This is a genomic window from Curtobacterium sp. AC273 (assembly GCF_979253735.1).
The window spans coordinates 219195-242679 of sequence record NZ_CEEDDU010000002.1 but is presented as its reverse complement, the minus strand read 5'-3'; the positions used below and the strand labels follow the sequence as shown (position 1 = coordinate 242679).

15 protein-coding genes and 7 pseudogenes are annotated in these 23485 nt (G+C 70.6%); 18 read left to right on the top strand and 4 right to left on the bottom strand.

Annotated elements, in window-relative coordinates:
• Positions 1 to 13: 13 nt before the first annotated feature.
• Together ACZ8AI_RS04080 and ACZ8AI_RS04075 are read left to right on the top strand one after the other, a co-directional pair.
• Positions 14 to 658: a PepSY domain-containing protein gene (locus tag ACZ8AI_RS04080; protein WP_464856709.1), complete on the top strand. Its 645-nt coding sequence runs from the start codon at positions 14 to 16 to the stop codon at positions 656 to 658.
• 198 nt (positions 659 to 856) lie between these two features.
• Positions 857 to 1594, top strand: a complete 738-nt coding sequence (locus ACZ8AI_RS04075; protein ID WP_464856707.1) for a VOC family protein — start codon at positions 857 to 859, stop codon at positions 1592 to 1594.
• A gap of 19 nt (positions 1595 to 1613) precedes the next feature.
• On the opposite strand, the gene ACZ8AI_RS04070 is transcribed toward ACZ8AI_RS04075, so the two are convergent.
• Both ACZ8AI_RS04070 and ACZ8AI_RS04065 read right to left on the bottom strand, forming a co-directional pair.
• Positions 1614 to 1919, bottom strand: a complete 306-nt coding sequence (locus ACZ8AI_RS04070; RefSeq protein WP_464856705.1) for a hypothetical protein — start codon at positions 1917 to 1919, stop codon at positions 1614 to 1616.
• A 118-nt stretch (positions 1920 to 2037) separates the two neighbouring features.
• Positions 2038 to 3586 (bottom strand): annotated as a pseudogene (locus ACZ8AI_RS04065) (amino acid permease).
• Positions 3587 to 4050: 464 nt separating this feature from the next.
• On the opposite strand from ACZ8AI_RS04065, the gene ACZ8AI_RS04060 reads away from it, so the two are divergent.
• The 5 genes from ACZ8AI_RS04060 to ACZ8AI_RS04040 all read left to right on the top strand — a co-directional run bounded on the left by ACZ8AI_RS04060 (position 4051) and on the right by ACZ8AI_RS04040 (position 8696).
• Positions 4051 to 5442, top strand: coding sequence for a quaternary amine ABC transporter ATP-binding protein (locus ACZ8AI_RS04060; RefSeq protein ID WP_464856866.1), 1392 nt, complete (start codon positions 4051 to 4053; stop codon positions 5440 to 5442).
• On the top strand, positions 5439 to 6431 hold the full coding sequence (locus ACZ8AI_RS04055) for an ABC transporter permease (protein ID WP_464856703.1): 993 nt from the start codon (positions 5439 to 5441) through the stop codon (positions 6429 to 6431). Before ACZ8AI_RS04060 ends, ACZ8AI_RS04055 begins: the two co-directional genes overlap by 4 nt.
• A 191-nt stretch (positions 6432 to 6622) precedes the next feature.
• A complete protein-coding gene (locus ACZ8AI_RS04050; RefSeq protein WP_464856701.1) occupies positions 6623 to 7399 on the top strand; it encodes a glycine betaine ABC transporter substrate-binding protein in 777 nt (258 codons plus the stop codon).
• Between the two features lie 128 nt (positions 7400 to 7527).
• Positions 7528 to 7788, top strand: a complete 261-nt coding sequence (locus tag ACZ8AI_RS04045; RefSeq protein WP_464856699.1) for a hypothetical protein — start codon at positions 7528 to 7530, stop codon at positions 7786 to 7788.
• On the top strand, positions 7704 to 8696 hold the full coding sequence (locus ACZ8AI_RS04040; RefSeq protein WP_464856697.1) for a mechanosensitive ion channel family protein: 993 nt from the start codon (positions 7704 to 7706) through the stop codon (positions 8694 to 8696). Before ACZ8AI_RS04045 ends, ACZ8AI_RS04040 begins: the two co-directional genes overlap by 85 nt.
• A 102-nt stretch (positions 8697 to 8798) precedes the next feature.
• Here ACZ8AI_RS04040 and ACZ8AI_RS04035 read toward each other — a convergent pair whose 3' ends face one another.
• The gene (locus ACZ8AI_RS04035) at positions 8799 to 9347 is read right to left on the bottom strand and encodes a hypothetical protein (protein ID WP_464856695.1); all 549 of its coding nucleotides are present in this window, start codon (positions 9345 to 9347) and stop codon (positions 8799 to 8801) included.
• Between ACZ8AI_RS04035 and ACZ8AI_RS04030 the strand changes: the two genes are divergently transcribed.
• The gene (locus tag ACZ8AI_RS04030) at positions 9328 to 10236 is read left to right on the top strand and encodes an SLC13 family permease (protein WP_464856693.1); all 909 of its coding nucleotides are present in this window, start codon (positions 9328 to 9330) and stop codon (positions 10234 to 10236) included. The genes ACZ8AI_RS04035 and ACZ8AI_RS04030 overlap by 20 nt on opposite strands.
• A 19-nt stretch (positions 10237 to 10255) precedes the next feature.
• Here ACZ8AI_RS04030 and ACZ8AI_RS04025 read toward each other — a convergent pair whose 3' ends face one another.
• Complete coding sequence (locus tag ACZ8AI_RS04025; protein ID WP_464856691.1) at positions 10256 to 11221, bottom strand: magnesium transporter CorA family protein; 966 nt, start codon at positions 11219 to 11221, stop codon at positions 10256 to 10258.
• Between the two features lie 193 nt (positions 11222 to 11414).
• Between ACZ8AI_RS04025 and otsA the strand changes: the two are divergent.
• The 10 genes and pseudogenes from otsA to serA all read left to right on the top strand — a co-directional run bounded on the left by otsA (position 11415) and on the right by serA (position 23477).
• Positions 11415 to 13008 (top strand): annotated as a pseudogene (gene otsA / locus ACZ8AI_RS04020) (alpha,alpha-trehalose-phosphate synthase (UDP-forming)).
• A 329-nt stretch (positions 13009 to 13337) separates the two neighbouring features.
• Positions 13338 to 13784, top strand: coding sequence for a trehalose-phosphatase (locus ACZ8AI_RS04015; protein WP_464856689.1), 447 nt, complete (start codon positions 13338 to 13340; stop codon positions 13782 to 13784).
• A 399-nt stretch (positions 13785 to 14183) separates the two neighbouring features.
• Positions 14184 to 15878, top strand: a complete 1695-nt coding sequence (ilvD, locus tag ACZ8AI_RS04010) for a dihydroxy-acid dehydratase (protein ID WP_464856687.1) — start codon at positions 14184 to 14186, stop codon at positions 15876 to 15878.
• 46 nt (positions 15879 to 15924) lie between these two features.
• A pseudogene (locus ACZ8AI_RS04005) lies at positions 15925 to 17720 on the top strand (acetolactate synthase large subunit); the annotation flags it as partial.
• Between the two features lie 22 nt (positions 17721 to 17742).
• Positions 17743 to 18242, top strand: a pseudogene (gene ilvN / locus ACZ8AI_RS04000) (acetolactate synthase small subunit).
• A gap of 115 nt (positions 18243 to 18357) precedes the next feature.
• Positions 18358 to 19384 (top strand): annotated as a pseudogene (gene ilvC / locus ACZ8AI_RS03995) (ketol-acid reductoisomerase).
• Positions 19385 to 19627: 243 nt separating this feature from the next.
• A pseudogene (locus ACZ8AI_RS03990) lies at positions 19628 to 20817 on the top strand (mannitol-1-phosphate 5-dehydrogenase).
• An 88-nt stretch (positions 20818 to 20905) separates the two neighbouring features.
• Positions 20906 to 21343 carry a hypothetical protein gene (locus ACZ8AI_RS03985; protein WP_071291980.1) on the top strand — a complete coding sequence of 146 codons (438 nt, stop codon included), beginning with the start codon at positions 20906 to 20908 and terminating at the stop codon, positions 21341 to 21343.
• Positions 21343 to 21735, top strand: coding sequence for a hypothetical protein (locus tag ACZ8AI_RS03980; RefSeq protein ID WP_464856685.1), 393 nt, complete (start codon positions 21343 to 21345; stop codon positions 21733 to 21735). Before ACZ8AI_RS03985 ends, ACZ8AI_RS03980 begins: the two co-directional genes overlap by 1 nt.
• Positions 21736 to 21884: 149 nt before the next feature.
• A pseudogene (gene serA / locus ACZ8AI_RS03975) lies at positions 21885 to 23477 on the top strand (phosphoglycerate dehydrogenase).
• Positions 23478 to 23485 lie beyond the last annotated feature (8 nt).

Sequence of the window (23485 nt, the reverse complement as noted above, 5' to 3'; positions counted from 1 at the left end):
CAGTCTTGCCGGCATGAACGCTCTCCAGAACGACACCGTCCGCACCACCACCAGCCGCACCGCGCGCCGCCTCGCCGGACTCGCCGCGCTGCCGCTCGTCGCCTCCCTCGCCCTCGTCGGGTGCGCCTCCGACGACTCGGACGCCGCCGACGCCGGGTCCGGCTCGGGCAGCAGCAGCGCGGCGACCGGAGGCGCCTCGGGCAGCACGGCCGACGCCGCGTCGAACGAGTCGCTGCTCGCCGCCGTCGAGACCGCCCGGAAGGCCGTCGAGTCCAGCACCGTGCTCTCGGTCGAGCAGGAGCAGAACGCCGCCGCGTACGAGGTCCTCGTGGTGACCGGCGACGGCGACGAGCACGAGGTGCGCACCGACGCCGAGGGCACCGCGGTGGACGGGTCGCCCCGCACCGAGCAGTCCGACGCGGACGACAGGGCCGAGAACGAGCGCTTCGTCGCCGCGGCCGACCTCGACGTCAGCGACGCCGTCCGGAAGTTCGAGGACCTGCACGCCGGCACGATCACCGAGCTCGGTCTCGACGACCACCTCGGGAAGGTCGTCTGGGAGGGTGACGTCCGCGACTCGTCCGGCACGAAGCACAGCGTCCGGATCGATGCCGGCTCCGGCTCGGTCGTCACGGACGAGGTCGACACCGACGACTGAGCCCGGTCGGCACCGTCCCTGGCAGCGCGCCCCGGCGTCGGCGGTCCGGGGTAGACCAGGGGCATCCGGTGGATCGCCGGCCGACGCAAGGAGGCACCATGACCGACGAGACCCCTCGCTCGTACCCGCAGGGCGTGCCGAGCTGGATCGAGGCCCGACACCCCCGATCCGGACGCCGCACTGGCCTTCTACGCCGGCGTGTTCGGGTGGGACGCCGAGGAACGCGTGCCACCGGGCGCGCCCGGCTCCTACCGCATCGTGAGCGTCGACGGGCGCGACGTCGGGGCGATCACCTCGAGCGACGACGCCGCGACGTGGACCACGTACATCGCGGTGGACGACGCCGACGCGACCGCCGCCCGCGTGGTCGAACTCGGCGGGACCGCCGCCGAACCCGCCGACGCCGGACCCGGGGTTCCGCCGGTCGCGGTGTCGACTGCACCGATCCACGGGGCGCCGCGTTCGCGCTCTGGCAGGCGCGCGAGCGGCTCGGTGCGCAGCACGTCAACGCGCCGGGCGGCTGGGTGTTCAGCGATCTCCGCGCTCGCGAGCCCGAGCAGGCGATCTCGTTCTACGAGCGGCTGTTCGGGTGGCAGGTGTCGGACGTCCACGAAGGACCGAGCACGATGGTCTGCCTGCCCGGCTACGGCGAGCACCCTGGCAGCGACGTCGGACCCGGCCATCCACGAACGGCAGGCCGCTGCGCCAGGGGGCTTCGCGGACGTCGTCGCCGCGATCGAGGGCACCGACGGCGGACCGGACGACTGGCACGTGTCGTTCCGCGTGGCCGACCGCGACGACGCCGCGGCGCGGGCCGAACGGCTCGGCGGACGCGTGCTCGACACCTGGGACGGGTACTGGACGCGTGCGGTCGAGCTCCAGGACCCACAGGGAGCGACCTTCCGCGTCTCGCAGTTCGCGCCGGACGACCACTGAGCGGGCCGACCGACCGGGCTCAGGACTCCTGCGGCAGGGGCGTGCCGAGCACCCGGCGGAGCGCCAGCTCGGCCAGCCGCTCGTCGGAGGTGTCGAGCAGCACGCGGTACGTCTCGTCCGGTGCGACGAACTCGACGCACACCGCGTCGAAGTCGCACGGCCCGAGTCGCCATCCCCGGACCTCGTCCATCGGCACCGCCGTCAGGCCGTCGCGGTCGTAGCTCGTCTCCGCGGTCACCCGGTCGTCGAAGACCCGGACACGGCCGAACGTGCCTCGCCAGGTCAGCTGGAGATCGAGCGTGGGGGAGGCAGAAGTGTCCGGCACCCGCCGATCGTACCGACGGGTGCCGGACCCTCCGCCATCCGAGGACGGCTCGTGTCGCTATGCGGACAGCGACGTGTCTGCGGACCGCCGTCCGCCGCGCACGGTCCGCCGAGCGACCTCAGTCGGTGCCGTCGCCGTCCCCGTCGGGACCGCGGCGCACCTGGTTGGCGGGGTCGCGTCCGGTGATCGGGTACGGCCCGGTGACGCCCTCGCGGAGGGCGGCGATGCGGAGGATCCGGTCGCGCTGCAGGAACCAGCCGACGATGAGCAGCGGGATCACGATCACCAGCGAGGCGATCGTGTAGGTGCCGACCGGGTAGTCGATCGCCATCAGCACGATGACCGACGCCAGGAACGCCAGCGTCAGCCAGGCGGTCACCGGGGCACCGGGCAGGCGGAACGTCGGCTCCTTCGCGAGCCCCTGCTTCGCCCACTGCCGCAGGCGCATCTGGCAGAGGATGATCGTGCCCCACGCCGTGATGATCCCGAGGCTCGCGATGTTCAGCGCGATCTCGAAGGCCTGGCTCGGCACGAAGTAGTTGAGCACGACGCCGGCGACGGTGAAGGCCGCGGTGAGCAGGATGCCGGCGTACGGCACGCCGCCCTTCGACATCTTGGTGGTCCACTTCCGGAGCCGATCCGTTCATGCCCATCGAGTGCAGGGCGCGACCGGTCGAGTAGAGCCCCGCGTTGAGCGACGACAGCGCGGCGGTGAGCACGACGAAGTTCATGATGCCGCCGACGATCGAGCCGACCTGCGGGTTGCCGAGCGACGAGAAGAACGTCACGAAGGGGCTCTCACCCTCCTTGTACGCGGTGTACGGCAGGAGCAGCGAGAGCAGCACGATCGACCCGACGTAGAAGACCGCGATGCGGAAGACGACGGAGTTGATGGCGCGGGGGATGACCTTCTCGGTGTCCTGGGTCTCACCCGATGCCGTCCCGACGAGCTCGATGGCCGCGTACGCGAACACGACGCCCTGGATCACGATGACGGCCGGGAGCACGCCGTTCGGGAAGAGCCCGCCGTTGTCGCCCCAGATCGAGAACCCGGTGCGGACCGCTTCGCTGCCGGCCTCGACCGGGAACGCGAAGACGAGCCAGATGATCGCGACGACCAGGAAGGTCACGAGCGCCGCGACCTTGATGAGGGCGAACCAGAACTCGAGTTCGCCGAAGACCTTGACCGCGACCATGTTGGCGGCGAGCACGACGACCAGGGCGATGAGCGCGAGCAGCCACTGCGGTGCCGCGGTGAACGCCGACCAGTACTGCAGGTAGATGGCGACCGCGGTGGTGTCCACGATCGACGTCATCGCCCAGTTCAGGAAGTACATCCAGCCGGCGGCGTAGGCGAACTTCTCGCCGTAGAACTCGCGGGCGTACGAGATGAACGACCCTGACGACGGGCGGTGCAGCACGAGCTCGCCGAGCGCCCGGAGGATGAAGAACGCGAAGATCCCGGCGATCAGGTAGGTCAGCGCGAGCGCGGGGCCCGCGGTGTGCAGGCGACCGCCGGCTCCGAGGAAGAGGCCGGTGCCGATGGCGCCGCCGATGGCGATCATCTGCAGTTGCCGGGGCTTCAGCCCGTGCTGGTAGCCCTCCTGCTCGTGCGAGAAGTCGTTCGCGGGCGCACGGTTCACGCCGGTGTCGTTCTGCGCTGTCATGCGCGTCACGCTACAGGTGGAGTGGAGCGGGGCGGCACACGGCGATGTGAGTCGGCTGAACTGTAACGACCCGATCACGATCTCGATCAGCAGCAGCGCGGGCGACACGCCGTGTTCGGGGTACACCGTTGCCGGGATTCCGGCGGACCTCGATTCGCGACGGGGGACACCCGTGGATAGCCTTGAACGTCCCTTCAGGGACACCGACGATCAGGACGCGTCCATTCTGAGCACTGCCGACCATGCAGCGCTCGAGGTGACCGTACGGTCGGCCGGACCGGGGTCGTCCCGAGTACGACCCCCGCGTGCGTGATCGCTCGCCCTGCGCCTGACCGGTGAAGCAGAACCGGTGCGCGGGCTCGATGCGGTGCCGCCGAACACGGTGCCGGACGACCCGTCCGCAACCACACCGCGATCGCCGTGCGCCTCCCCGCGCCACGGTCGCGCGAGGAGCACCGTTGACCATCGCACCACCCCAGGACCGGCGTGCCACCACGCCGGACGACCCGAACGGCGCGCCGGCCGTGCGCGTCCACGGCGCCTACAAGGTGTTCGGCCGACGCCCCGGCGAGGCGGTCCGCCGTCTGGCTGCCGGCGCGTCCCGTGACGAGGTCCGCGACCTCGGTTCCGCCGCCGTCATCGACGCGTCCTTCGACGTGCGCCCCGGCGAGATCTTCGTCGTCATGGGCCTCTCCGGCTCCGGTAAGTCGACGCTCATCCGGATGCTGAACGGGCTGCTCGAGCCGACCGCCGGCACCGTCGAGATCGGCGGCCGGACCGTCACGAAGGCGCCGCCGAAGGAGGTCCGCGAGATCCGGCGCACGAGCGTCTCAATGGTGTTCCAGCACTTCGCGCTCATGCCGCACCGCACCGTGCTCGAGAACGTCGCCTTCGGCCTCGAGGTGAAGGGCATCGACAAGACCACCCGCCTCGCCAAGGCCCGCGAGGTCATCGACCTCGTCGGCCTCGACGTCTGGGCGGACGCCAAGCCGGACGAGCTCTCCGGCGGCATGCAGCAGCGCGTCGGCATCGCCCGTGCGCTCGCCGCCGAGACCGACGTCCTGCTCATGGACGAGGCGTTCAGCGCGCTCGACCCGCTCATCCGCCGCGAGATGCAGGAGCAGCTCGTCGACCTGCAGCAGCGGCTCGGCAAGACGATCGTCTTCATCACCCACGACCTCAACGAGGCGATGTTCCTGGGGGACCGGATCGCCGTGATGCGCGACGGCCGGATCGTCCAGATCGGGTCGCCGGAGGACATCCTCACCGACCCGGCGAACGACTACGTCGCCCAGTTCGTGCAGGACGTCGACCGGGCCCGCGTGCTCACCGCCGCGAGCGTCATGGAGCCCGCTCGGGCCGTGGTGCCGCTGACGGTCGGCCCGCGCGGTGCGCTCCGCACGATGCGCGACCTGCAGACCGCCGCCGTGTTCGTCACGGGTCGCGGCCGGAAGCTCGAGGGCTGGGTGCGCGACCGGCACGTGATGCGGCAGGTGAAGGCCGGGGACACGAACCTCGACGCCATCGTGAACACCGAGTACGCCCGTGTCGCCCCGGACACGGCGCTCACCGACCTGTTCGAGCTCGCCGTCGAGTCACCGCTGCCGATCGCCGTCGTGGACGACGAGGATCGCCTGCTCGGGGTCGTCCCGCGTGTGACGCTCCTCGCCGCGCTCGGCAACGTACCGACCTCGACGATGCCGATCCCGGTGCTCGAGCCGGTCACCCGCATCTCCGACTCCGACCTCGACGCGACGCTCGCGACGACCGACCAGACGCTCGCGACGACCGACCAGACGCTCGCGACGACCGACCAGACGCTCGCGACGACCGACCAGAACGGAGCAGACGCATGAGCGGCCTCTTCGGATTCCGACTCCCGCTGGGCGACGCCGTCGACGCGATCGTCGACTGGATCACCACCGCCCTCGGCGGCCTCTTCGACGTCATCGCGGCGATCTTCACGTTCTTCTACGAGTGGATCGAGTACTTCACCACCGCTCCACCGTTCTGGGCGGTGATGGTCGTCCTCGGTGCGATCGCGTTCTGGGCCAAGGGCTGGAAGCTCGCCGTCGGGACCCTCGTCGGGCTCGCGCTCGTCGTCTCGATCGGCATGTGGACGTACGCGATGCAGTCGCTCGCGCTCGTGCTCGTCGCCGCCGGCATCGCCGTCGTGCTGAGCGTCCCGCTCGGCATCTGGGCAGCGCGCTCGGACGCAGCGAGCCGGGTCATCAAGCCCGTGCTCGACTTCATGCAGACGACGCCCGCCTTCGTCTACCTGATCCCCGCGCTCATCCTCTTCGGGATCGGCCCCGTCCCCGGCATCATCGCCACGATCGTGTTCGCCATCGCCCCCGGCGTCCGACTGACCGAGCTCGGCATCCGCGGGGTCAGCAGCGAGGTCGTCGAGGCCGGTGCCGCGTTCGGTTCCAGCCCCTGGCGGATCCTGCGCCAGATCCAGCTCCCGCTCGCCCGTCCGAGCATCATGGCCGGGATCAACCAGGTCATCATGCTCTCCCTGTCGATGGTGGTCATCGCCGGCATGGTCGGCGCCGGCGGGCTCGGCGGACAGATCGTGAACGCCCTGAACCGCATCGACGTCGGCCTCGGTGCCGAAGCCGGCATCTCGGTCGTCATGCTCGCGATCGTCCTCGACCGGGTCACCGCCGCCTTCGGCGCCGAGCGCCCCGAGCGGCGTCGGCCGGCGAAGCGCCCCGCCCCGTCGGCGAGCGAACGCGACGCCACGGAGCCCGAGGCGGTCCGCGACGAGCAAGCCGGTCCCGGCGACCGTCTGACCGACGCCCCCCAGCACGACCCCCGACCGCACGACGGCAGCACGTCGTGACGACGACGAGCGGCACCGGCACGCCCGGTCCGCGCGTCGAACCAGGAAGGAACCCATGAAGAACCGCACGAAGATCCTGTCCGCGCTCGGCCTCGGAGCCGTCGCCGCCCTCGCCCTCAGCGCCTGCTCGCCCCCCCGGGTCGGGCAGCGCCTCCGGCACCGTCGAGAACGGCGACCAGAAGTCGATGAAGATGGTCGTCTTCAACGGCTGGGACGAGGACACCGCGGCCAGCGAGCTGTGGAAGTACGTGCTCGAGCAGAAGGGCTACGACGTCGAGCTCGACTACGCCGACCCCGCGCCGGCGTACCAGGGACTCGCGCAGGGCGACTACGACGCCGTGCTCGACACCTGGCTGCCGAACACCCACAAGCAGTACATGGACAAGTACGGCGAGACGCTCGAGGACCTCGGCGCGTGGAACGACCAGGCGTCGCTCGAGCTCACGGTGAACGCCGACGCACCGATCGACTCCCTCGCCGACCTCGCCGCGCACAAGGACGACTTCGGTGGCCGGATCGTCGGCATCGAGCCGGGTGCCGGCGAGACCGCCCTGGTGAAGGACAAGGTCATGAAGGCCTACGGCCTGGAGGACTGGGACCTGGTGACGAGTTCGACGCCGGCCATGCTCTCCGAGCTGAAGAAGTCCGAGAAGGACGGCAGCGACATCGTCGTCACCCTCTGGCGTCCGCACTGGGCGTACAACGCCTTCGACGTGAAGGACCTCGAGGACCCGAAGGGCGCGCTCGGCAAGAACGAGAGCATCCACACCATCGTGAACGAGGACTTCGGTGACGACTTCCCGCAGGCGCAGAAGTGGCTGCAGTCGTTCGAGATGGACTCCGACACGCTGTACTCGTTGGAGGACGCGCTGGTGAACAGCGGGGCCGACCAGTCCGAGTACCAGTCGATCGTGAAGAAGTGGGTCGGCGAGCACGAGGACTACGTGGACTCCCTCACGTCGAAGTAACGACTCTCCCTGCCAGGAGGCGCGGTGCCGGTCCGGCACCGCGCCTCCTGTCGTCTGCCTGGTCGCGTCCGACGTCCGACCGGTCGCCTCCCTGGACGACGTCCGTCGTCGGTTGCTTCGATGGAGGGATGGACATCCTCCTCCGACTCCTCGTGGCGATCGGTTTCGCGCTCCTCGTCACCGCCGTCGCCGCCGTCGTCCTGCACCTGGTGTTCCGCGCGGTCGCCCGGCGGAAGCGCTGGGCCGCCGTGCTCTCCCGGCGCACGAAGCACCCTGCCCGGACCATCCTCCTGGTCGCCCTCGTGTGGGCGGCGTTCTCGACGAGCATCCGCGCGACGCCGCGGCGTACCCGTGGCGCGACGAGGTCTCGCACACCTTCCTCATCGTGACGATCGGCGTCGGCACGTGGTTGGCGTGCGAGATCGCGATCTTCCTGGAGAGCCTCGGCCTGCACCGCTACCGCGTCGACGTGCCGGACAACCGGGTCGCCCGACGGATCCGGACGCAGGTCCTCGTGCTCCGCCGGTTGACCGTCGCCGTGCTCGTGATCATCGGCGTCGGCGCGATCCTGCTGACCTTCCCCGGGGTCGAGGCGGCGGGCGCGAGCGTCCTCGCGTCGGCGGGGCTCATCTCGGTCATCGCCGGTCTCGCGGCGCAGTCCACGCTCGGCAACGTCTTCGCGGGCATGCAGCTCGCCTTCTCGGGGTCGATCCGCGTGGACGACGTCGTGGTGGTCGAGCAGCAGTGGGGGCGCATCGAGGAGATCACCCTCACCTACGTCGTCGTGCACCTCTGGGACGACCGGCGCTTCGTGCTCCCGTCGACGTACTTCACGAGCACGCCGTTCGAGAACTGGACGCGGACCAACAGCGAACTGCTCGGCGCCGTCGAGTTCGATCTCGACTGGCGGGTCCGGCCGGGGGAGATGCGCGCCGAGCTCGAGCACATCCTCGAGCGCACCGAGCTGTGGGACCGTCGCGTGCAGGTCCTGCAGGTGACGGACGCCGTGCAGGGGTTCGTGCACGTCCGGGTGCTCGTCACCGCCCACGACGCCCCGTCGCTCTTCGACCTGCGCTGCTACGTCCGCGAGGAACTCGTCGCCTGGATCCAGCGCACCCACCCGGACGCGCAGCCGGTGCAGCGCGTGCTCATGGTCGACGCCGTGGCCGAGCCGCGGTCGTCGCGGCGCACCGCGTCGACGGCGTCCGCCTCGGCGCTGTTCAGCCCGGACCAGCAGGACGGCGCGCTCTTCACCGGGCCGATCCAGACCTCCGACATCCCGCGGTCGGAACGCTGAGCGCACGGAGCCCGGCCCCGTGACGCACGGGAGGCACATGGCGAAACCGCCACGTGCCTCCAGTGCGTCACCCGGTCGCGTCCACGACCGCTGCGCTGCTCCCTAGGGCTGCCGCGCCTTCACGGCGCGGTCGTCCTCGACGACCGTGCCGATCGCGACGATGGTCGTCGCGAGCCACGCCACCCACGTCAGCGCCAGGCGCCAGTCGCGGGGGCCCTGCCGCGTCGTCTGCACCACGCTGTAGCCACTGATGATCGAGCTCCACACGGCACCGTTGAACATGAACTTCCGCACGGGTTCCTCCTGTCGTCGTCCCGTCCACGCTACCGGCCAGTACATTGGAGCGCCGCCGGTCGCCCTGCCGGTGCACGTCCCGAGGAGCCGCCGTTGCGTCAGGCCGTCATCGGGGCAGCCCTGCTCGTGGTCGGCGCGGTCTGCGTCGCCCTCGGCCTGTTGCCCCTGTCCGACCTCGCCACCCTCGCCGACCGGGTCGTCCCGGTGCTGGCGTTCGTGCTCGGACTCACGATCGTCGCCGAGCTGGCGGCGGACGCCGGGGTGTTCGACCGGCTCGCGGATCTCGCCGCCCGGGTCGGCGGCGGCCGCACGCTCGGACTCTGGGGGCGCGGTCGTCGTGCTCGCCGTCGTGTGCACCGTCTTCCTGTCGATCGACACGACCGCGGTGCTCCTCACGCCGATCGTCATCACGCTCGCCCGCCGCGTCGGACTGCCGCCGATGCCGTTCGCGCTGACGACGGTGTGGCTCGCGAACACGGCGTCCCTGCTGCTGCCGGTGTCGAACCTGACGAACCTGCTCGCCGTCGACCGGATCGGGCTCGACGGTCCGATCCCGTTCGCCGGGCTCATGGTCTGGGCGGCGCTCGCCGGGGTGGTCGTTCCCTGCGCGGTCCTCCTCGTGGTGTTCCGCGGCAAGCTCTTCGGTCGCTACACGCCGGTCTCCGTGCGCCAGGCGACCGACCCCGTGTTCTTCTGGTCGGCGTCCGGGGTGCTCGTCGCCCTCGTCGTCGCCCTCACCGCCGGCGTCACCGTGTGGATCGCCGCGATCGCCGCGGCCGTGCTGCTCGTCGCGGTCGCGGCGTTCCGAGCCCCGTCGGAGCTCAAGCCGTCACGGGTGCCGTGGTCGACGCTGGTGTTCGCGGCCGGGTTGTTCGTCGTGGTCGAGACCCTGCACACCACCGGGCTCACCGACCCGATCGTGCAGGCGCTGTCCGGCGGCACGGGGACCGGCTCGCTGCTCGCCCTCGGCGGGGCTGGCGCGCTCGCGGCGAACGCGATCGACAACCTGCCCGCCTACCTGGTGCTCGAGCCGGCCGCCGGACACGAGGCGCTGCGCTACGCGGCGCTCCTGGTCGGGGTGAACGCGGGGTGCCTCATCACGCCGTGGGCCTCGCTGGCGACGCTGCTCTGGCACGCTCGGCTCTCGGCCGAGGGCGTGCACCTGTCGTGGGGGAAGTACATGGCGCTCGGCTGCGTGGTCGCACCGCTGACCGTCGTCGCGGGCGTGCTGGCGCTCCGCCTGTAGCGGTCCGCCGGGGCGCTCGCTAGAGCCAGTCCTTCGCCTTGAACACCCGGTAGAGCACGAGCGACGACGCCACGATGAGTGCCAGCGACGCGAACAGCCCGCCCCACTGTCCTTCGCCCGGGAACGTCACGTTCTGACCGAAGAACCCCGTGATGGCGGTCGGGATCGCGATGATCGCCGCCCAGCTCGTCACCTTCTTCATCACCGTGTTCTGGCGGTTCGACGCGAGGTTGAGGTTCGTGTCCAGCACGCTCGACACCGCGTCCCGCAGCTGGTCGACCGAGTCGGCGATCGACTGCAGGTGGTCCTCGACGTCACGGAAGTACGGTCGGATCCCGTCCGAGATCGTCTCGGCGTCCCCGTGCAGCAGTGACGCGACGCTGTCGCGGGTGGGGACGACCTGGCGGCGGAGGACCCCGAGCGCCTTCCGGAGCCGGAACGACCGGCGCTGGATCTGCTGTTCGCGGGGGTCGCCGTGCTCGAACAGGTCGTCCTCGAGCTCGTCGATCCGGCGCTCGATGTCCTCGACCGTGCTCGTGGCGTGGTCGGTGACCGCGTCGAGCAGCCCCCACACGAGCCACGGCACCCCGTGGTCGGCGATGTCGGCGTTCGCGTCGAGCCGTCGTCCGATCGCGGCGGTGTCGACGTCGGCGCCGTGGATCGTGACGAGCGCCTGCCGTGTGACGAACGCCTTCACCTCGTGGGTGACGAGCTCACCGTCGGCGTCGAGCCCGTCCACGTCGTAGACGACCAGGAAGAGGCTGTCGCGGTACCGGTCGAGCTTCGGCCGCTGCCCGCGTTCGACGGCGTCCTCGACGGCGAGCGCGTGGATGCCGAGCTCTTCCTCGACCTGCTCGAGATCGGCGGCGCGGGGGTCGGTGTAGTCGACCCAGACGAAGGTGTCGTCGGCACCGATGAGGTCGGAGACCCGCTCGACCGGGAAGTCCCGTTCCGCCGCCGTCCCGTTCCGCCACGCACGTGTCACGACCATGCCGACGAGCCCTGGTGAGCGGGCGGCAGGGCCCACGGCACCCGGTCGCCCCGGGGCACCGAGGCTGTCCGGATCGTCAGCGAGCGGCGGCAACCCGCCGAACCACCGTGAATCCGCTGTCGGTGCGCTGGTAACTTACGGCTGGACCCGGTGCACGAGCCGGGCGGAACGGAGACCCCACTACCCCATGGCATCACCGCGCACCGAACAGACCCGGTACTCCTTCGTCGTCGCCTCCAACCGCCTGCCGGTGGACCGGATCGTCGACGAGGACGGCAACGAGGGCTGGCGGCACCTCGCCCGGTGGCCTGGTGACCGCGCTCGAGCCGGTGATGCGCGCGAACGACGGGGCCTGGGTCGGCTGGGTCGGGCAGCCCGACGTCGAGGTCGCGCCGTTCGACAACGAGGGCATCCACATCGTCCCGGTCCCGCTCAGCGCGTCCGACGTCGAGGACTACTACGAGGGCTTCAGCAACGACACGCTCTGGCCGCTCTACCACGACGTCATCGAGCACCCGAGCTACCACCGCGACTGGTGGAACGCGTACCAGCAGGTGAACGAGCGCTTCGCCGACCAGATCGCCGAGATCGTCGAGCAGGACGGCATCGTCTGGGTGCAGGACTACCAGCTGCAGCTCGTGCCGGCGCTGCTGCGGGAGCGCCGCCCCGACCTCACCATCGGGTTCTTCAACCACATCCCGTTCCCGCCGGTCGGCATCTACGCGCAGCTGCCGTGGCGCGCGCAGATCCTCGACGGGCTGCTCGGGGCCGACGTCATCGGCTTCCAGCGCCACGACGACGCGAGCGACTTCCTCCGCGCCGTCCGGCACATCAAGGGCTACACGACCAAGGGCTCGACGATCGACGTCCCGGTCGACGACCCGGCTGCACCGCGCAGCCGCAAGGGCATCACGGTCCGCCACGTCGAGGCCCGGCACTTCCCGATCTCGATCGACGCCGCCGGCTTCGAGGAGATCGCCCACCGGCCCGAGGTGCAGGAACGCGCCCGCGAGATCCGGGCGAGCCTCGGCAACCCGAAGACCGTGCTGCTCGGCGTTGACCGGCTCGACTACACGAAGGGCATCCGGCACCGCATCAAGGCGTTCGGCGAACTCGTCGAGGACGGCCGCATCGCGGTGGAGGACGCCACGCTCGTCCAGGTGGCCAGCCCGAGCCGTGAACGCGTCGACACCTACGCGACGCTCCGCGACGAGATCGAGCTCACCGTCGGGCGCATCAACGGCGACCTCGGCGTGATCGGGCACCAGCCGATCGCGTACCTGCACCACGGCTACCCGCGCGAGGAGATGGTGGCGCTCTACCTCGCCGCCGACATCATGCTCGTCACCGCGCTCCGCGACGGCATGAACCTCGTCGCGAAGGAGTACGTGGCGGCCCGGTTCGACAACGACGGCGTCCTGATCCTCTCCGAGTTCGCCGGTGCCGCCGACGAACTGAAGCAGGCCGTGATCGTCAACCCGCACGACATCGGGGCGCTCAAGGACTCGATCCAGCGCGCCATCGAGATGCCGCGTCGTGAGCGGTCCACCCGGATGCGTGCCCTCCGCAAGCGGGTCCGCGAGAACGACGTGGCCCGCTGGTCGCGGTCCTTCCTCGAGGCGCTCGACCGGCACGCGCCGCGCGACGCCCAGATCGACCCGAACGCGACGGAGCCGACGGACCGGCACCAGGACGCGCAGACCGACAACATGTCCATCTTCGACGAGGACGCCCAGACCGCGCGTGCCGCCGAGGACACCCGGGAGGCACGTGATGCGTGACGAGACCACCGCGACGACCGACCTGACGGCGGCCCTCGAGACGCTCGCGGCTGCGCCGCGACTGATCGTCGCCCTCGACTTCGACGGCACGCTGGCGCCGTTCGCCGACGACCCGTCCGAGGTCGGGGCGCTGCCCGGGTCGTGGGCGGCCGTGCTCACCCTGCAGCGCGCGAAGGACACCGAGGTCGTGCTCGTCTCCGGTCGTCCTCTCGGCAGCCTCGCGGCGGTGACGCACGCGCCGGCCGAGATGGCCCTGGTCGGCTCGCACGGCGTCGAGTGGCGCGTCGACGGGCACGACGAGGCGGCACTCACGGACGACGAGGTCGCCCGTGTCGCATCGCATCGGAGCGGCGCTCGACGAGGTCGGCACGCGGTTCCCGGGCGTCGTCATCGAGCACAAGCCCGCCGGGCACGGCGTGCACACCCGCCGGGTCAGCGCCGAGGTCGCCGCCGAGGCGAACGCTGCGGCGAGCCGAGCGGCGCACGACGCCGACGCGGACGTCCTCGAGCGCGGCGGCAAGGACATCCTCGAGTTCGCGGTCCGGCACGTCACGAAGGGCGACGCGATCGCCCGCCTGCGCGACCTGCGCGGCGCCGACGCGGTGTTCTTCGCCGGCGACGACGTCACCGACGAGGACGGCTTCCGCGTCCTCGGCGACGGGGACGTCGGCGTGAAGGTGGGGGAGGGCGACACGCTCGCCCGCTACCGCATCGCCGACCCAGCGGCGCTGACCGACGTCCTGAAGCAGCTCGCCCGCCTGCGCGCGACGCGCTGACCAGCGCCCCCGCGCCTCCCGTCCCGCCCGTCCCGCCCGTCCCGCCCGTCCCTCCCGTCCCGTCCGCCGTCCCGCAAAACGCAACCTCGGCGGTTGCTCGCAGCGGTATTCCGCTGCGCAGTGTCGCCGAGGTTGCGTTTTGCGAGTTCGGCGGAGCCGACACCGTCCGGAAGGGGCGCGCACGCGCCGCCCCGGGCGAGTTGCACCCCTGCACGCACGTCGCACCCGCGCACACCGGGGTGCAACGTCCGCACGGGGTGCAATCGGGGCGAGGCACCGCGCTCGGCCACATCCGTAGTGCGCCGTGCCCGTGCGTGTTCCGCGAGCGCAGACGAGCCGACACCATGCGGACGCATGATGTTGTCCGGTTGGTATCCCAACTGCGCCTAGACTCGCTCCATGCCTGATATCGACGTCAAGCCGCGCAGCCGGGTCGTCACCGACGGGATCGAAGCGACCACCTCGCGTGGCATGCTCCGGGCCGTCGGCATGGGGGACGAGGACTGGGAGAAGCCGCAGATCGGCATCGCCTCGTCCTGGAACGAGATCACCCCGTGCAACCTCTCCCTCGACCGCCTCGCGCAGGGGGCGAAGGAGGGCGTGCACTCCGGCGGCGGGTACCCGCTCCAGTTCGGCACCATCTCCGTGTCCGACGGCATCTCGATGGGCCACGAGGGCATGCACTTCTCCCTCGTCTCGCGCGAGGTCATCGCGGACAGCGTCGAGACCGTCGTGAGTGCCGAGCGCCTGGACGGCACCGTCCTGCTCGCCGGCTGCGACAAGTCGCTCCCCGGCATGCTCATGGCCGCCGCGCGCCTCGACCTCGCGAGCGTCTTCCTCTACGCGGGCTCGGTCATGCCGGGCTACGTCAAGCAGGCCGACGGCTCCTTCAAGGAGGTCACGATCATCGACTCCTTCGAGGGCGTCGGTGCGTGCAAGGCCGGCACGATGAGCGAAGAAGAGCTCAAGAAGATCGAGTGCGCGATCGTCCCGGGCGAGGGCGCCTGCGGCGGGATGTACACCGCGAACACGATGGCGTCCGTCGCCGAGGCGCTCGGCATGTCCCTGCCGGGCAGCGCCGCGCCGCCCAGCGCCGACCGTCGTCGCGACTACTACGCGCACCGCTCCGGCGAGGCCGTCGTGAACATGCTCCGCAAGGGCATCACCGCGCGCCAGATCCTCACGAAGGAAGCGTTCGAGAACGCCATCGCCGTCGCGATGGCACTCGGAGGCTCCACCAACGTCGTCCTCCACCTGCTGGCGATCGCGCACGAAGCCGAGGTCGAGCTCTCCCTCGACGACTTCAACCGCATCGGCTCGAAGGTCCCGCACCTCGCCGACATGAAGCCCTTCGGCAAGTACGTCATGGTCGACGTGGACCGCAACGGCGGCATCCCGGTGATCATGAAGGCGCTGCTCGACGCCGGGCTGCTGCACGGCGACGTCATGACCGTGACGGGCAAGACCCTCGCCGAGAACCTCGCCGAGATCGACCCGCCGGAGCTCGACGGCGAGGTCTTCCGGAAGCTCGACAACCCGATCCACGCCACCGGCGGCCTGACGATCCTGCAGGGGTCGTTCGCACCCGAGGGTGCCGTGGTGAAGACCGCGGGCTTCGACGCCGAGGTGTTCGAGGGCCCGGCGCGCGTGTTCGACCGCGAGCGTGCCGCGATGGACGCCCTCACCGAGGGGACGATCCAGAAGGGCGACGTCGTCGTCATCCGCTACGAGGGCCCGAAGGGCGGCCCCGGCATGCGGGAGATGCTCGCCATCACCGCCGCCATCAAGGGCGCGGGCCTCGGCAAGGATGTACTACTGTTGACGGACGGGCGATTCTCAGGCGGCACAACCGGCCTGTGCATCGGCCACATCGCACCGGAAGCGGTGGACGCAGGTCCAGTCGCATTCGTGCGCGATGGCGACCGCATCCGTGTCGACATCGCGGCTCGCACGCTCGACCTACTGGTCGACGACGCCGAGCTGGAGGCCCGCCGAGAAGGCTGGGCCCCGCTGCCCCCGCGCTACACCCGCGGAGTCCTCGCGAAGTTCGCGAAGCTCGTCCAGTCCGCCGCCAAGGGCGCGGTCACGGGCTAGCGTCGACACACGCACCATCGCCACCTCTCCAGGCAAGGACCCCCTCATGCCCACGGAAGCAACTCCGCTGTCCGCGGCCGCCGGCGCACGCCGGACGCCGGAGATCCTGACCGGCTCGGGAGCCGTCCTCCGGACGCTCGAGCACCTCGGGATCACCGACGTCTTCGGCCTGCCGGGCGGCGCGATCATCCCCTTCTACGACGAGCTCATGGCGTCGGAGACCATCCGGCACATCCTGGTCCGGCACGAGCAGGGCGCCGGTCACGCCGCCGAGGGCTACGCGTCCTCGTCCGGCAAGGTCGGCGTCGCCATCGCCACGTCCGGCCCCGGCGCGACGAACCTCGTCACCGCCATCGCCGACGCCTACATGGACTCGGTGCCCTTCATCGCGATCACCGGCCAGGTGTTCTCGACCCTGATGGGGACGGACGCCTTCCAGGAAGCGGACATCGTCGGCATCACGATGCCGATCACGAAGCACTCGTTCCTGGTCACCGACCCGGCCGACGTCCCCGCGACGCTCGCCGCCGCGTACCAGATCGCGACGACCGGCCGCCCCGGCCCCGTGCTCGTCGACATCACGAAGGACGCCCAGCAGAAGTCGGCGCCGTACGTGTGGCCGCCGAAGATCGACCTGCCCGGCTACCGCCCCGTGACGAAGGCCCACGGCAAGCAGATCGCCGCGGCCGCGCAGCTGCTGTCCGAGTCGGAGCGTCCGGTCCTCTACGTCGGCGGCGGCGTGATCCGCTCCCGCGCGACCGCCGAGCTCCTCCGGTTCGCCGAGGCCACCGGCGCCCCGGTCGTCACGACCCTGATGGCACGCGGCGCGTTCCCCGACTCGCACCCGCAGCACCTGGGCATGCCCGGCATGCACGGCACCGTCCCCGCGGTGCTCGGGCTGCAGGACAGCGACCTGATCATCGCGCTCGGTGCCCGCTTCGACGACCGCGTGACCGGCAAGGCCGACGAGTTCGCGCCGAACGCCAAGGTCGTGCACGTCGACATCGACCCGGCCGAGATCTCGAAGATCCGTTTCGCCGACGTCCCGATCGTGGGTGACGCGCGCGAGGTCCTGAAGGACCTGCTCGACGCCTGGGCGGCATCGCAGTCGAGGACCGCGCGTCGACCGCCGAGTGGTGGGCGAAGCTCGAGCAGCTCAAGGTCGACTTCCCGCTCGGGTACGCCGAGCCGACCGACGGGCTCCTCGCCCCGCAGGCGATCATCAAGCGCATCGGCGAGCTCACCGGGCCCGAGGGCGTCTTCGCCTCCGGGGTCGGCCAGCACCAGATGTGGTCCGCGCAGTTCATCAAGTACGAGCGGCCGAACGCCTGGCTCAACTCCGGCGGTGCCGGCACGATGGGCTACTCGGTGCCGGCCGCGATGGGCGCGAAGGTCGCCCAGCCCGACCGCGTGGTCTGGGCGATCGACGGCGACGGCTGCTTCCAGATGACCAACCAGGAACTCGCGACCTGCGTCATCAACGACATCCCGATCAAGGTCGCGATCATCAACAACTCGTCGCTCGGCATGGTGCGGCAGTGGCAGACGCTGTTCTACGACGGCCGCCACTCGTTCACCGACCTGGAGACGGGGCACGGCACCCGCCGGGTCCCGGACTTCGTGAAGCTCGCCGACGCGTACGGTGCCCTCGGCATCCGCGTCGAGAAGGCGGACGAGGTCGACGCCGCGATCCAGCTCGCCCTCGAGACGAACGACCGACCCGTGGTGATCGACTTCGTCGTGAGCCGCGACTCGATGGTCTGGCCGATGGTCCCGCAGGGCGTCAGCAACTCGTCCATCGAGTACGCCCAGGCCCTCGCGCCCACCTGGGACGACGAGGACGCCGACATGACGGGGAAACCGCATGAGCCACGTCCTCTCCCTCCTCGTCGAGGACAAGCCGGGTCTGCTGACCCGTGTCGCGGGCCTCTTCGCCCGCCGCGGGTTCAACATCGAGTCCCTCGCCGTCGGCAACACCGAGGTGGCGGGCCTGTCCCGCATCACGGTCGTCGTCGACGTCGAGGACCTGCCGCTGGAACAGGTTACGAAGCAGCTCAACAAGCTGGTCAACGTCATCAAGATCGTCGAGCTGGACTTCTCGCAGTCCGTCCAGCGCGAGCACATGCTCGTGAAGGTGCGTGTCGACAACCAGACGCGCTCGGCGGTGCTCGAAGCGGTGAACCTCTTCCGTGCCCAGGTCGTCGACGTGGCCACCGACTCGCTCATCGTCGAGGTGACCGGCGACCCCGGCAAGATCCAGGCGATCCTCCGCGTGCTCGAGCCCTACGGCATCAAGGAGCTCGCCCGTGCGGGCTCCTCGGCATGGGCCGCGGGCCGAAGAGCATCACCGACCGGGTGCGCTGACCGCGCCCCGAGACGGCACTGGAGGCGCGGGTCGCCACCCGCACCGCGCCTCCAGTCCGTCGCCACCAGACTCAGCAACGAACGCTTCCCAACCGACCACAGGAGAACCATCACCGTGACTGACATCGTGTACGACGCCGACGCCGACCTGACGCTCATCCAGGGCAAGAAGGTCGCCGTCATCGGGTACGGCTCGCAGGGCCACGCCCACGCCCTCAACCTCCGCGACTCCGGCGTCGAGGTCAAGATCGGCCTGCAGGAGGGCTCGAAGAGCCGGCAGAAGGCGGAAGAGGCCGGCTTCGAGGTCCTCACCCCGGCCGAGGTCACGAAGTGGGCGGACGTCGTCGTCATCCTCGCGCCGGACCAGGTCCAGCGCATCGTCTACAAGGACGACATCGAGCCGAACCTCAAGCCGGGCGCGACGCTCGTCTTCGGTCACGGCTTCAACATCCGCTACGGCTACATCCAGGCCCCCGAGGGCGTCGACGTCTCGCTCGTCGCGCCGAAGGGCCCCGGCCACACCGTGCGTCGCGAGTACGAGGCCGGCCGCGGCGTGCCCGTGATCGTGGCCGTCGAGGTCGACGCGTCCGGTTCCGCCTGGGACCTCGCGTGGTCCTACTCGAAGGCGATCGGCGGTCTCCCGCTCCGGCGGCATCAAGACCACGTTCACCGAGGAGACCGAGACCGACCTGTTCGGCGAGCAGGCCGTCCTCTGCGGTGGCACGTCGCAGCTGATCCAGTACGGCTTCGAGACCCTGGTCGAGGCGGGGTACCAGCCGCAGATCGCGTACTTCGAGGTGCTGCACGAGCTCAAGCTCATCGTCGACCTGATCTGGGAGGGCGGCCTCACCAAGCAGCGCTGGTCGATCTCCGACACCGCCGAGTTCGGTGACTACGTCTCCGGCCCCCGTGTGATCTCGCCCGAGGTCAAGGAGAACATGAAGGCCGTCCTCGCGGACATCCAGGACGGCACCTTCGCGAAGCGCTTCATCGAGGACCAGGACGCCGGCGCCCCCGAGTTCAAGGCCCTGCGTGCCAAGGGCGAGGGCCACCCGATCGAGGCCACCGGCCGCGAGCTGCGTGCGCTCTTCGCGTGGAAGTCGAACGACGCCGACTACGTGGACGGTTCCGCGGCGCGGTAGTCTTCCGACACCACTCGACTCCGAGGCGGCGGCGCACCCGTACCGTCCCTCGACCCCGAGGCGGCGGTGCTCCGGCGCCGCCGCCTCGCGATGTGACCCGAACGTTATGCAGCAGCTCTCCTCCAGCCACGACGCCGCGATCCGGCGTCCCCGTGGCGTGCGCGCGGCCCTCGCGCGCCCGTCGTCGACCGCCCCGGCCGAGGCCGGTCGAGAACCCACCGATCGGCATGGGAGGATCGTCGGATGTCGGTGACGAAGCGAGCGGTCCACATCGGCGCCGGCAAGATCGGGCGCGGGTTCGTGGGTCAGTTCCTGGTCGCGAGCGGCTACGAGCTCACCTTCGTCGACGTCGACGACCGTGTCGTCTCGGCCCTCAACGAAGCCGGCCGGTTCGTGGTGCACGAGGTCGGCGAGATGCCGGTCGAGCACCTCGTGTACGGGTTCCGTGCGCTGAGCAGCAAGACCGACCGCGAGCACGTCATCCGCGCGATCGCCGAGGCCGACGTGGTGACCACCGCCGTCGGCGCCCGCACCCTGCCGCTCGTGGCACCGATCATCGCCGAGGGGCTCGCGGCACGCCCGCTCGACCGCGGCGACGTCACGATCGTCGCGTGCGAGAACGCGTTCAACGCCACCGACTCGCTGCACGCCAGCATCCGCCGCGCCCCCATCCTCGAGGACCGCGACATCGCCGCCGTCTTCGCGAACTGCGCGATCGACCGCATCGTGCCGGACCAGTCCGGCGTGCTCGGGCAGTCCGGCGGCCTCGACGTCGTGCTCGAACCCTTCTACGAGTGGGTCATCGAGCGCACGCCGTTCGCCGGTTCCGGGTCGGAGCCGCCGGAGATCGACGGCGTGACCTGGGTCGACGACCTCCAGCCCTTCGTGGAGCGCAAGCTCTACACCGTGAACACCGCCCACGCGACGGCCGCCTACCACGGCTACGTCCGGGGCATCCGCCTCATCCGCGAAGCCCTCGAGGACGAGGCCGTGCGCGCCGAGGTCGACGGGGTCCTCGCCGAGACCACCGCGCTCCTCGTCGCGAAGCACGGCTTCGACCCCGAGGAGCACGCGCGCTACGTCGCCGCCAACCTCTCCCGCATCGCGAACCCGCACCTGCCGGACACCACCGTCCGGGTGGGGCGCAACCCGCTCCGAGGCTCGGTCGCCGCGAGCGCTTCGTCGGGCCCGCAGCCCAGCTCGCCGAGCGCGGGCTCCCGGTCGACCACCTGGTCGGCGCCGTCCGGGTCGCCCTCGACTTCGACGACGAGAACGACCCCGAGTCGATCGAGCTGCACGCGCTCCTCCGCTCCGGTGCCACCGCGCACGCGCTCACCGAGATCCTCACCGGGCTGATGGAGAGCCACCCGCTGTTCCCCGCGGTGCGCGACGTCGTCGCCGAGGTGCTCGAGACGCAGCCTGCCGACGCCTGACCCCGGACCGTCGGGCACGGTCGCTCTCCAGGGCCGTCACAGGCGACGCATGGTCTCGTCGTCAGCGCGTCCCTCGTAGAATCGGTGCATGACCACGGCAGCATCCCCGCCCGACGGCTCGGTCGACCACGACGACGACGCCCTCAGCTGGGGCGACGCCGACGACGCGACCCACGTCGACGCGGCGCACAACCCGGTCACGGTCAAGGACCGCGGCACCCGCGACCCCGAGGCACCCGAGACCTCCGGCGCCCTCGTCGGCTTCGGGGTGTTCGGTGGCCTGTACCTGCTCTACACGGTGGCCTGGTTGCTCACCGCCTCGACCTCGTACGTCTCGAACGTCGACACCGTCCTCACGGTCTTCGTCGAGGTCCTGCGCTTCCTGTCGATCGTCGCGCCGGCGCTCTGGTTCACGGTCGTCCTCTGGGCGTGCCGCGGCCGCCGGACCCGTACACGGCTCCTGTGGATGCTCCTCGGCGCCGTCGTCCTGTTCCCGTGGCCGTTCCTCATGACGCGGAGCTTCTGATGACCGCCGCGACACCGACGGTCCGCCGTCCCGCCGCTCCGCTCCTCGGTCGCATCGTGGTCTGGGCCGTCTTCGCGGTGCTGTTCGGCTACATGACCGTGCAGAGCGTCGGCAACCTCGTCACGATCTCCGGCTCCGTCCGGGAGTTCAACGCGTTCCTCGACACGACGTCCGGTGGCGACTCGCTCCGGACGAGCACCCCCTGGGTCTGGCTCGTGCTCGACATCGCGATCGCGCCGGTCGCCTTCCTCGTGGGCCTCTGGCTGACCCGCCGGGCCAGCCTGGCGATCACCGTGGCGGTCTTCGTCGTCGCGTTCGCCGCGGCGGGTGCGCTGTGGCTGGACCTCCAGCTGTTCGTCCCGAGCCTGCTGGACTTCGGACGCACCTCCTGACACCGGACAGGAGGCGCGTGGCGGGCCCGCCACGCGCCTCCCCGTCCGTCACCCGCTCCTCCACAGGGCCGTCCCATCGGTCGTAACCATCCGCCCACCTCGGTAGGGTGGTGGGATACCGCCCGTCTCGTGTGAGGAAACTGCTAGCTGTGCCGAAGCCGGTCGTCCTGATCGCCGAAGAACTCTCGCCCGCCACAGTCGACGCCCTCGGGCCCGACTTCGAGATCCGGAACGTGGACGGTACCGACCGCGCCGCACTCCTGGCCTCCCTCGCCGATGCGCACGCCGTCCTGGTGCGCTCCGCCACCAAGGTCGACGCCGAGGCGATCGCCGCGGCCCCGAACCTCAAGGTCGTCGCCCGAGCCGGTGTCGGCCTCGACAACGTCGACATCAAGGCGGCCACCACGGCCGGCGTGATGGTGGTCAACGCTCCGACGTCGAACATCATCTCCGCCGCCGAGCTCACGGTCGGCCACATCCTGTCGCTCGCGCGCCACATCCCGGCCGCGCACGCCTCGCTCGCCGCCGGCACCTGGAAGCGCTCCGCCTACACCGGCGTCGAGCTCTACGAGAAGACCGTCGGCATCATCGGCCTCGGCCGGATCGGCGCGCTCATCACGCAGCGGGCTGCAGGGCCTTCGGCGTCCAGGTGATCGCGTACGACCCGTACGTCACCACGGCGCGCGCGCAGCAGCTCGGGGTGGAGCTCGTCTCGCTCGACGACCTGCTGAAGCGCTCCGACTTCATCACGATCCACATGCCGAAGACGCCGGAGACGGTGGGCATGCTCTCGGACGACCAGTTCGCGCTCATGAAGCCGACCGCGTTCGTCGTGAACGTGGCCCGTGGTGGCCTGATCGACGAGGACGCCCTGCACCGCGCCCTGACGGCGAACACGATCGCCGGCGCCGGCCTCGACGTCTTCGTGTCGGAGCCGCCGAAGGACTCCCCGCTGGTCTCCCTGCCGAACGTCGTCGTCACGCCGCACCTCGGCGCCTCGACGGACGAAGCGCAGGAGAAGGCGGGCGTCTCGGTCGCCAAGTCGGTACGTCTGGCGCTCGGCGGCGAACTCGTGCCCGACGCCGTGAACGTCGCCGGAGGGGTCATCGACCCGTACGTCCGTCCGGGCATCCCGCTCGTCGAGAAGCTCGGCCAGGTCTTCACCGGCCTCGCCACGTCGCCCGTCACCAGCATCGACGCCGAGGTGCACGGCGAGCTCGCCGCGTACGACGTCAGCGTGCTCAAGCTCGCGGCGCTCAAGGGCGTCTTCACCGACGTCGTGAGCGACCAGGTGTCCTACGTCAACGCCCCGCTCATCGCGGAGCAGCGCGGGGTCACGGTCCGGCTCATCACCGACTCGGACAGCTCCGAGTACCGCAACGTGCTGACGATCCGCGGTGCCCAGTCGGACGGGCCGGCGATCAGCGTCTCCGGCACGCTCACCGGTCCGAAGCAGGTCGCGAAGCTCGTCGAGATCAACGGCCACGACGTCGAGGTCGCCCTCGCCGAGCACCACGTGGTGATGGAGTACACGGACCGTCCGGGCATCGTCGCGGTGTACGGCAAGGAGTTCGGCGACGCCGGCATCAACATCGCCGCGATGCAGATCTCGCGCGAGGCCGCGGGTGGCCAGGCGCTCAGCGTCCTGACCGTCGACTCGCCGGTCCCCGCCGAGATCCTCGAGCACGTCCGGTCCACGATCGACGCGGCGTCGCTCCCGCGAGATCGACATCACGCTGTGAGACCCCCG

Coding starts and splice junctions, on each gene's coding strand:
- ACZ8AI_RS04080 (WP_464856709.1), top strand. CDS start 14: ATGAACGCTCTCCAGAACGACACCGTCCGCACCACCACCAGCCGCACC.
- ACZ8AI_RS04055 (WP_464856703.1), top strand. CDS start 5,439: ATGAGCGGCCTCTTCGGATTCCGACTCCCGCTGGGCGACGCCGTCGAC.
- ACZ8AI_RS04050 (WP_464856701.1), top strand. CDS start 6,623: ATGGTCGTCTTCAACGGCTGGGACGAGGACACCGCGGCCAGCGAGCTG.
- ACZ8AI_RS04045 (WP_464856699.1), top strand. CDS start 7,528: ATGGACATCCTCCTCCGACTCCTCGTGGCGATCGGTTTCGCGCTCCTC.
- ilvD (WP_464856687.1), top strand. CDS start 14,184: ATGCCTGATATCGACGTCAAGCCGCGCAGCCGGGTCGTCACCGACGGG.
- ACZ8AI_RS03985 (WP_071291980.1), top strand. CDS start 20,906: ATGACCACGGCAGCATCCCCGCCCGACGGCTCGGTCGACCACGACGAC.
- ACZ8AI_RS03980 (WP_464856685.1), top strand. CDS start 21,343: ATGACCGCCGCGACACCGACGGTCCGCCGTCCCGCCGCTCCGCTCCTC.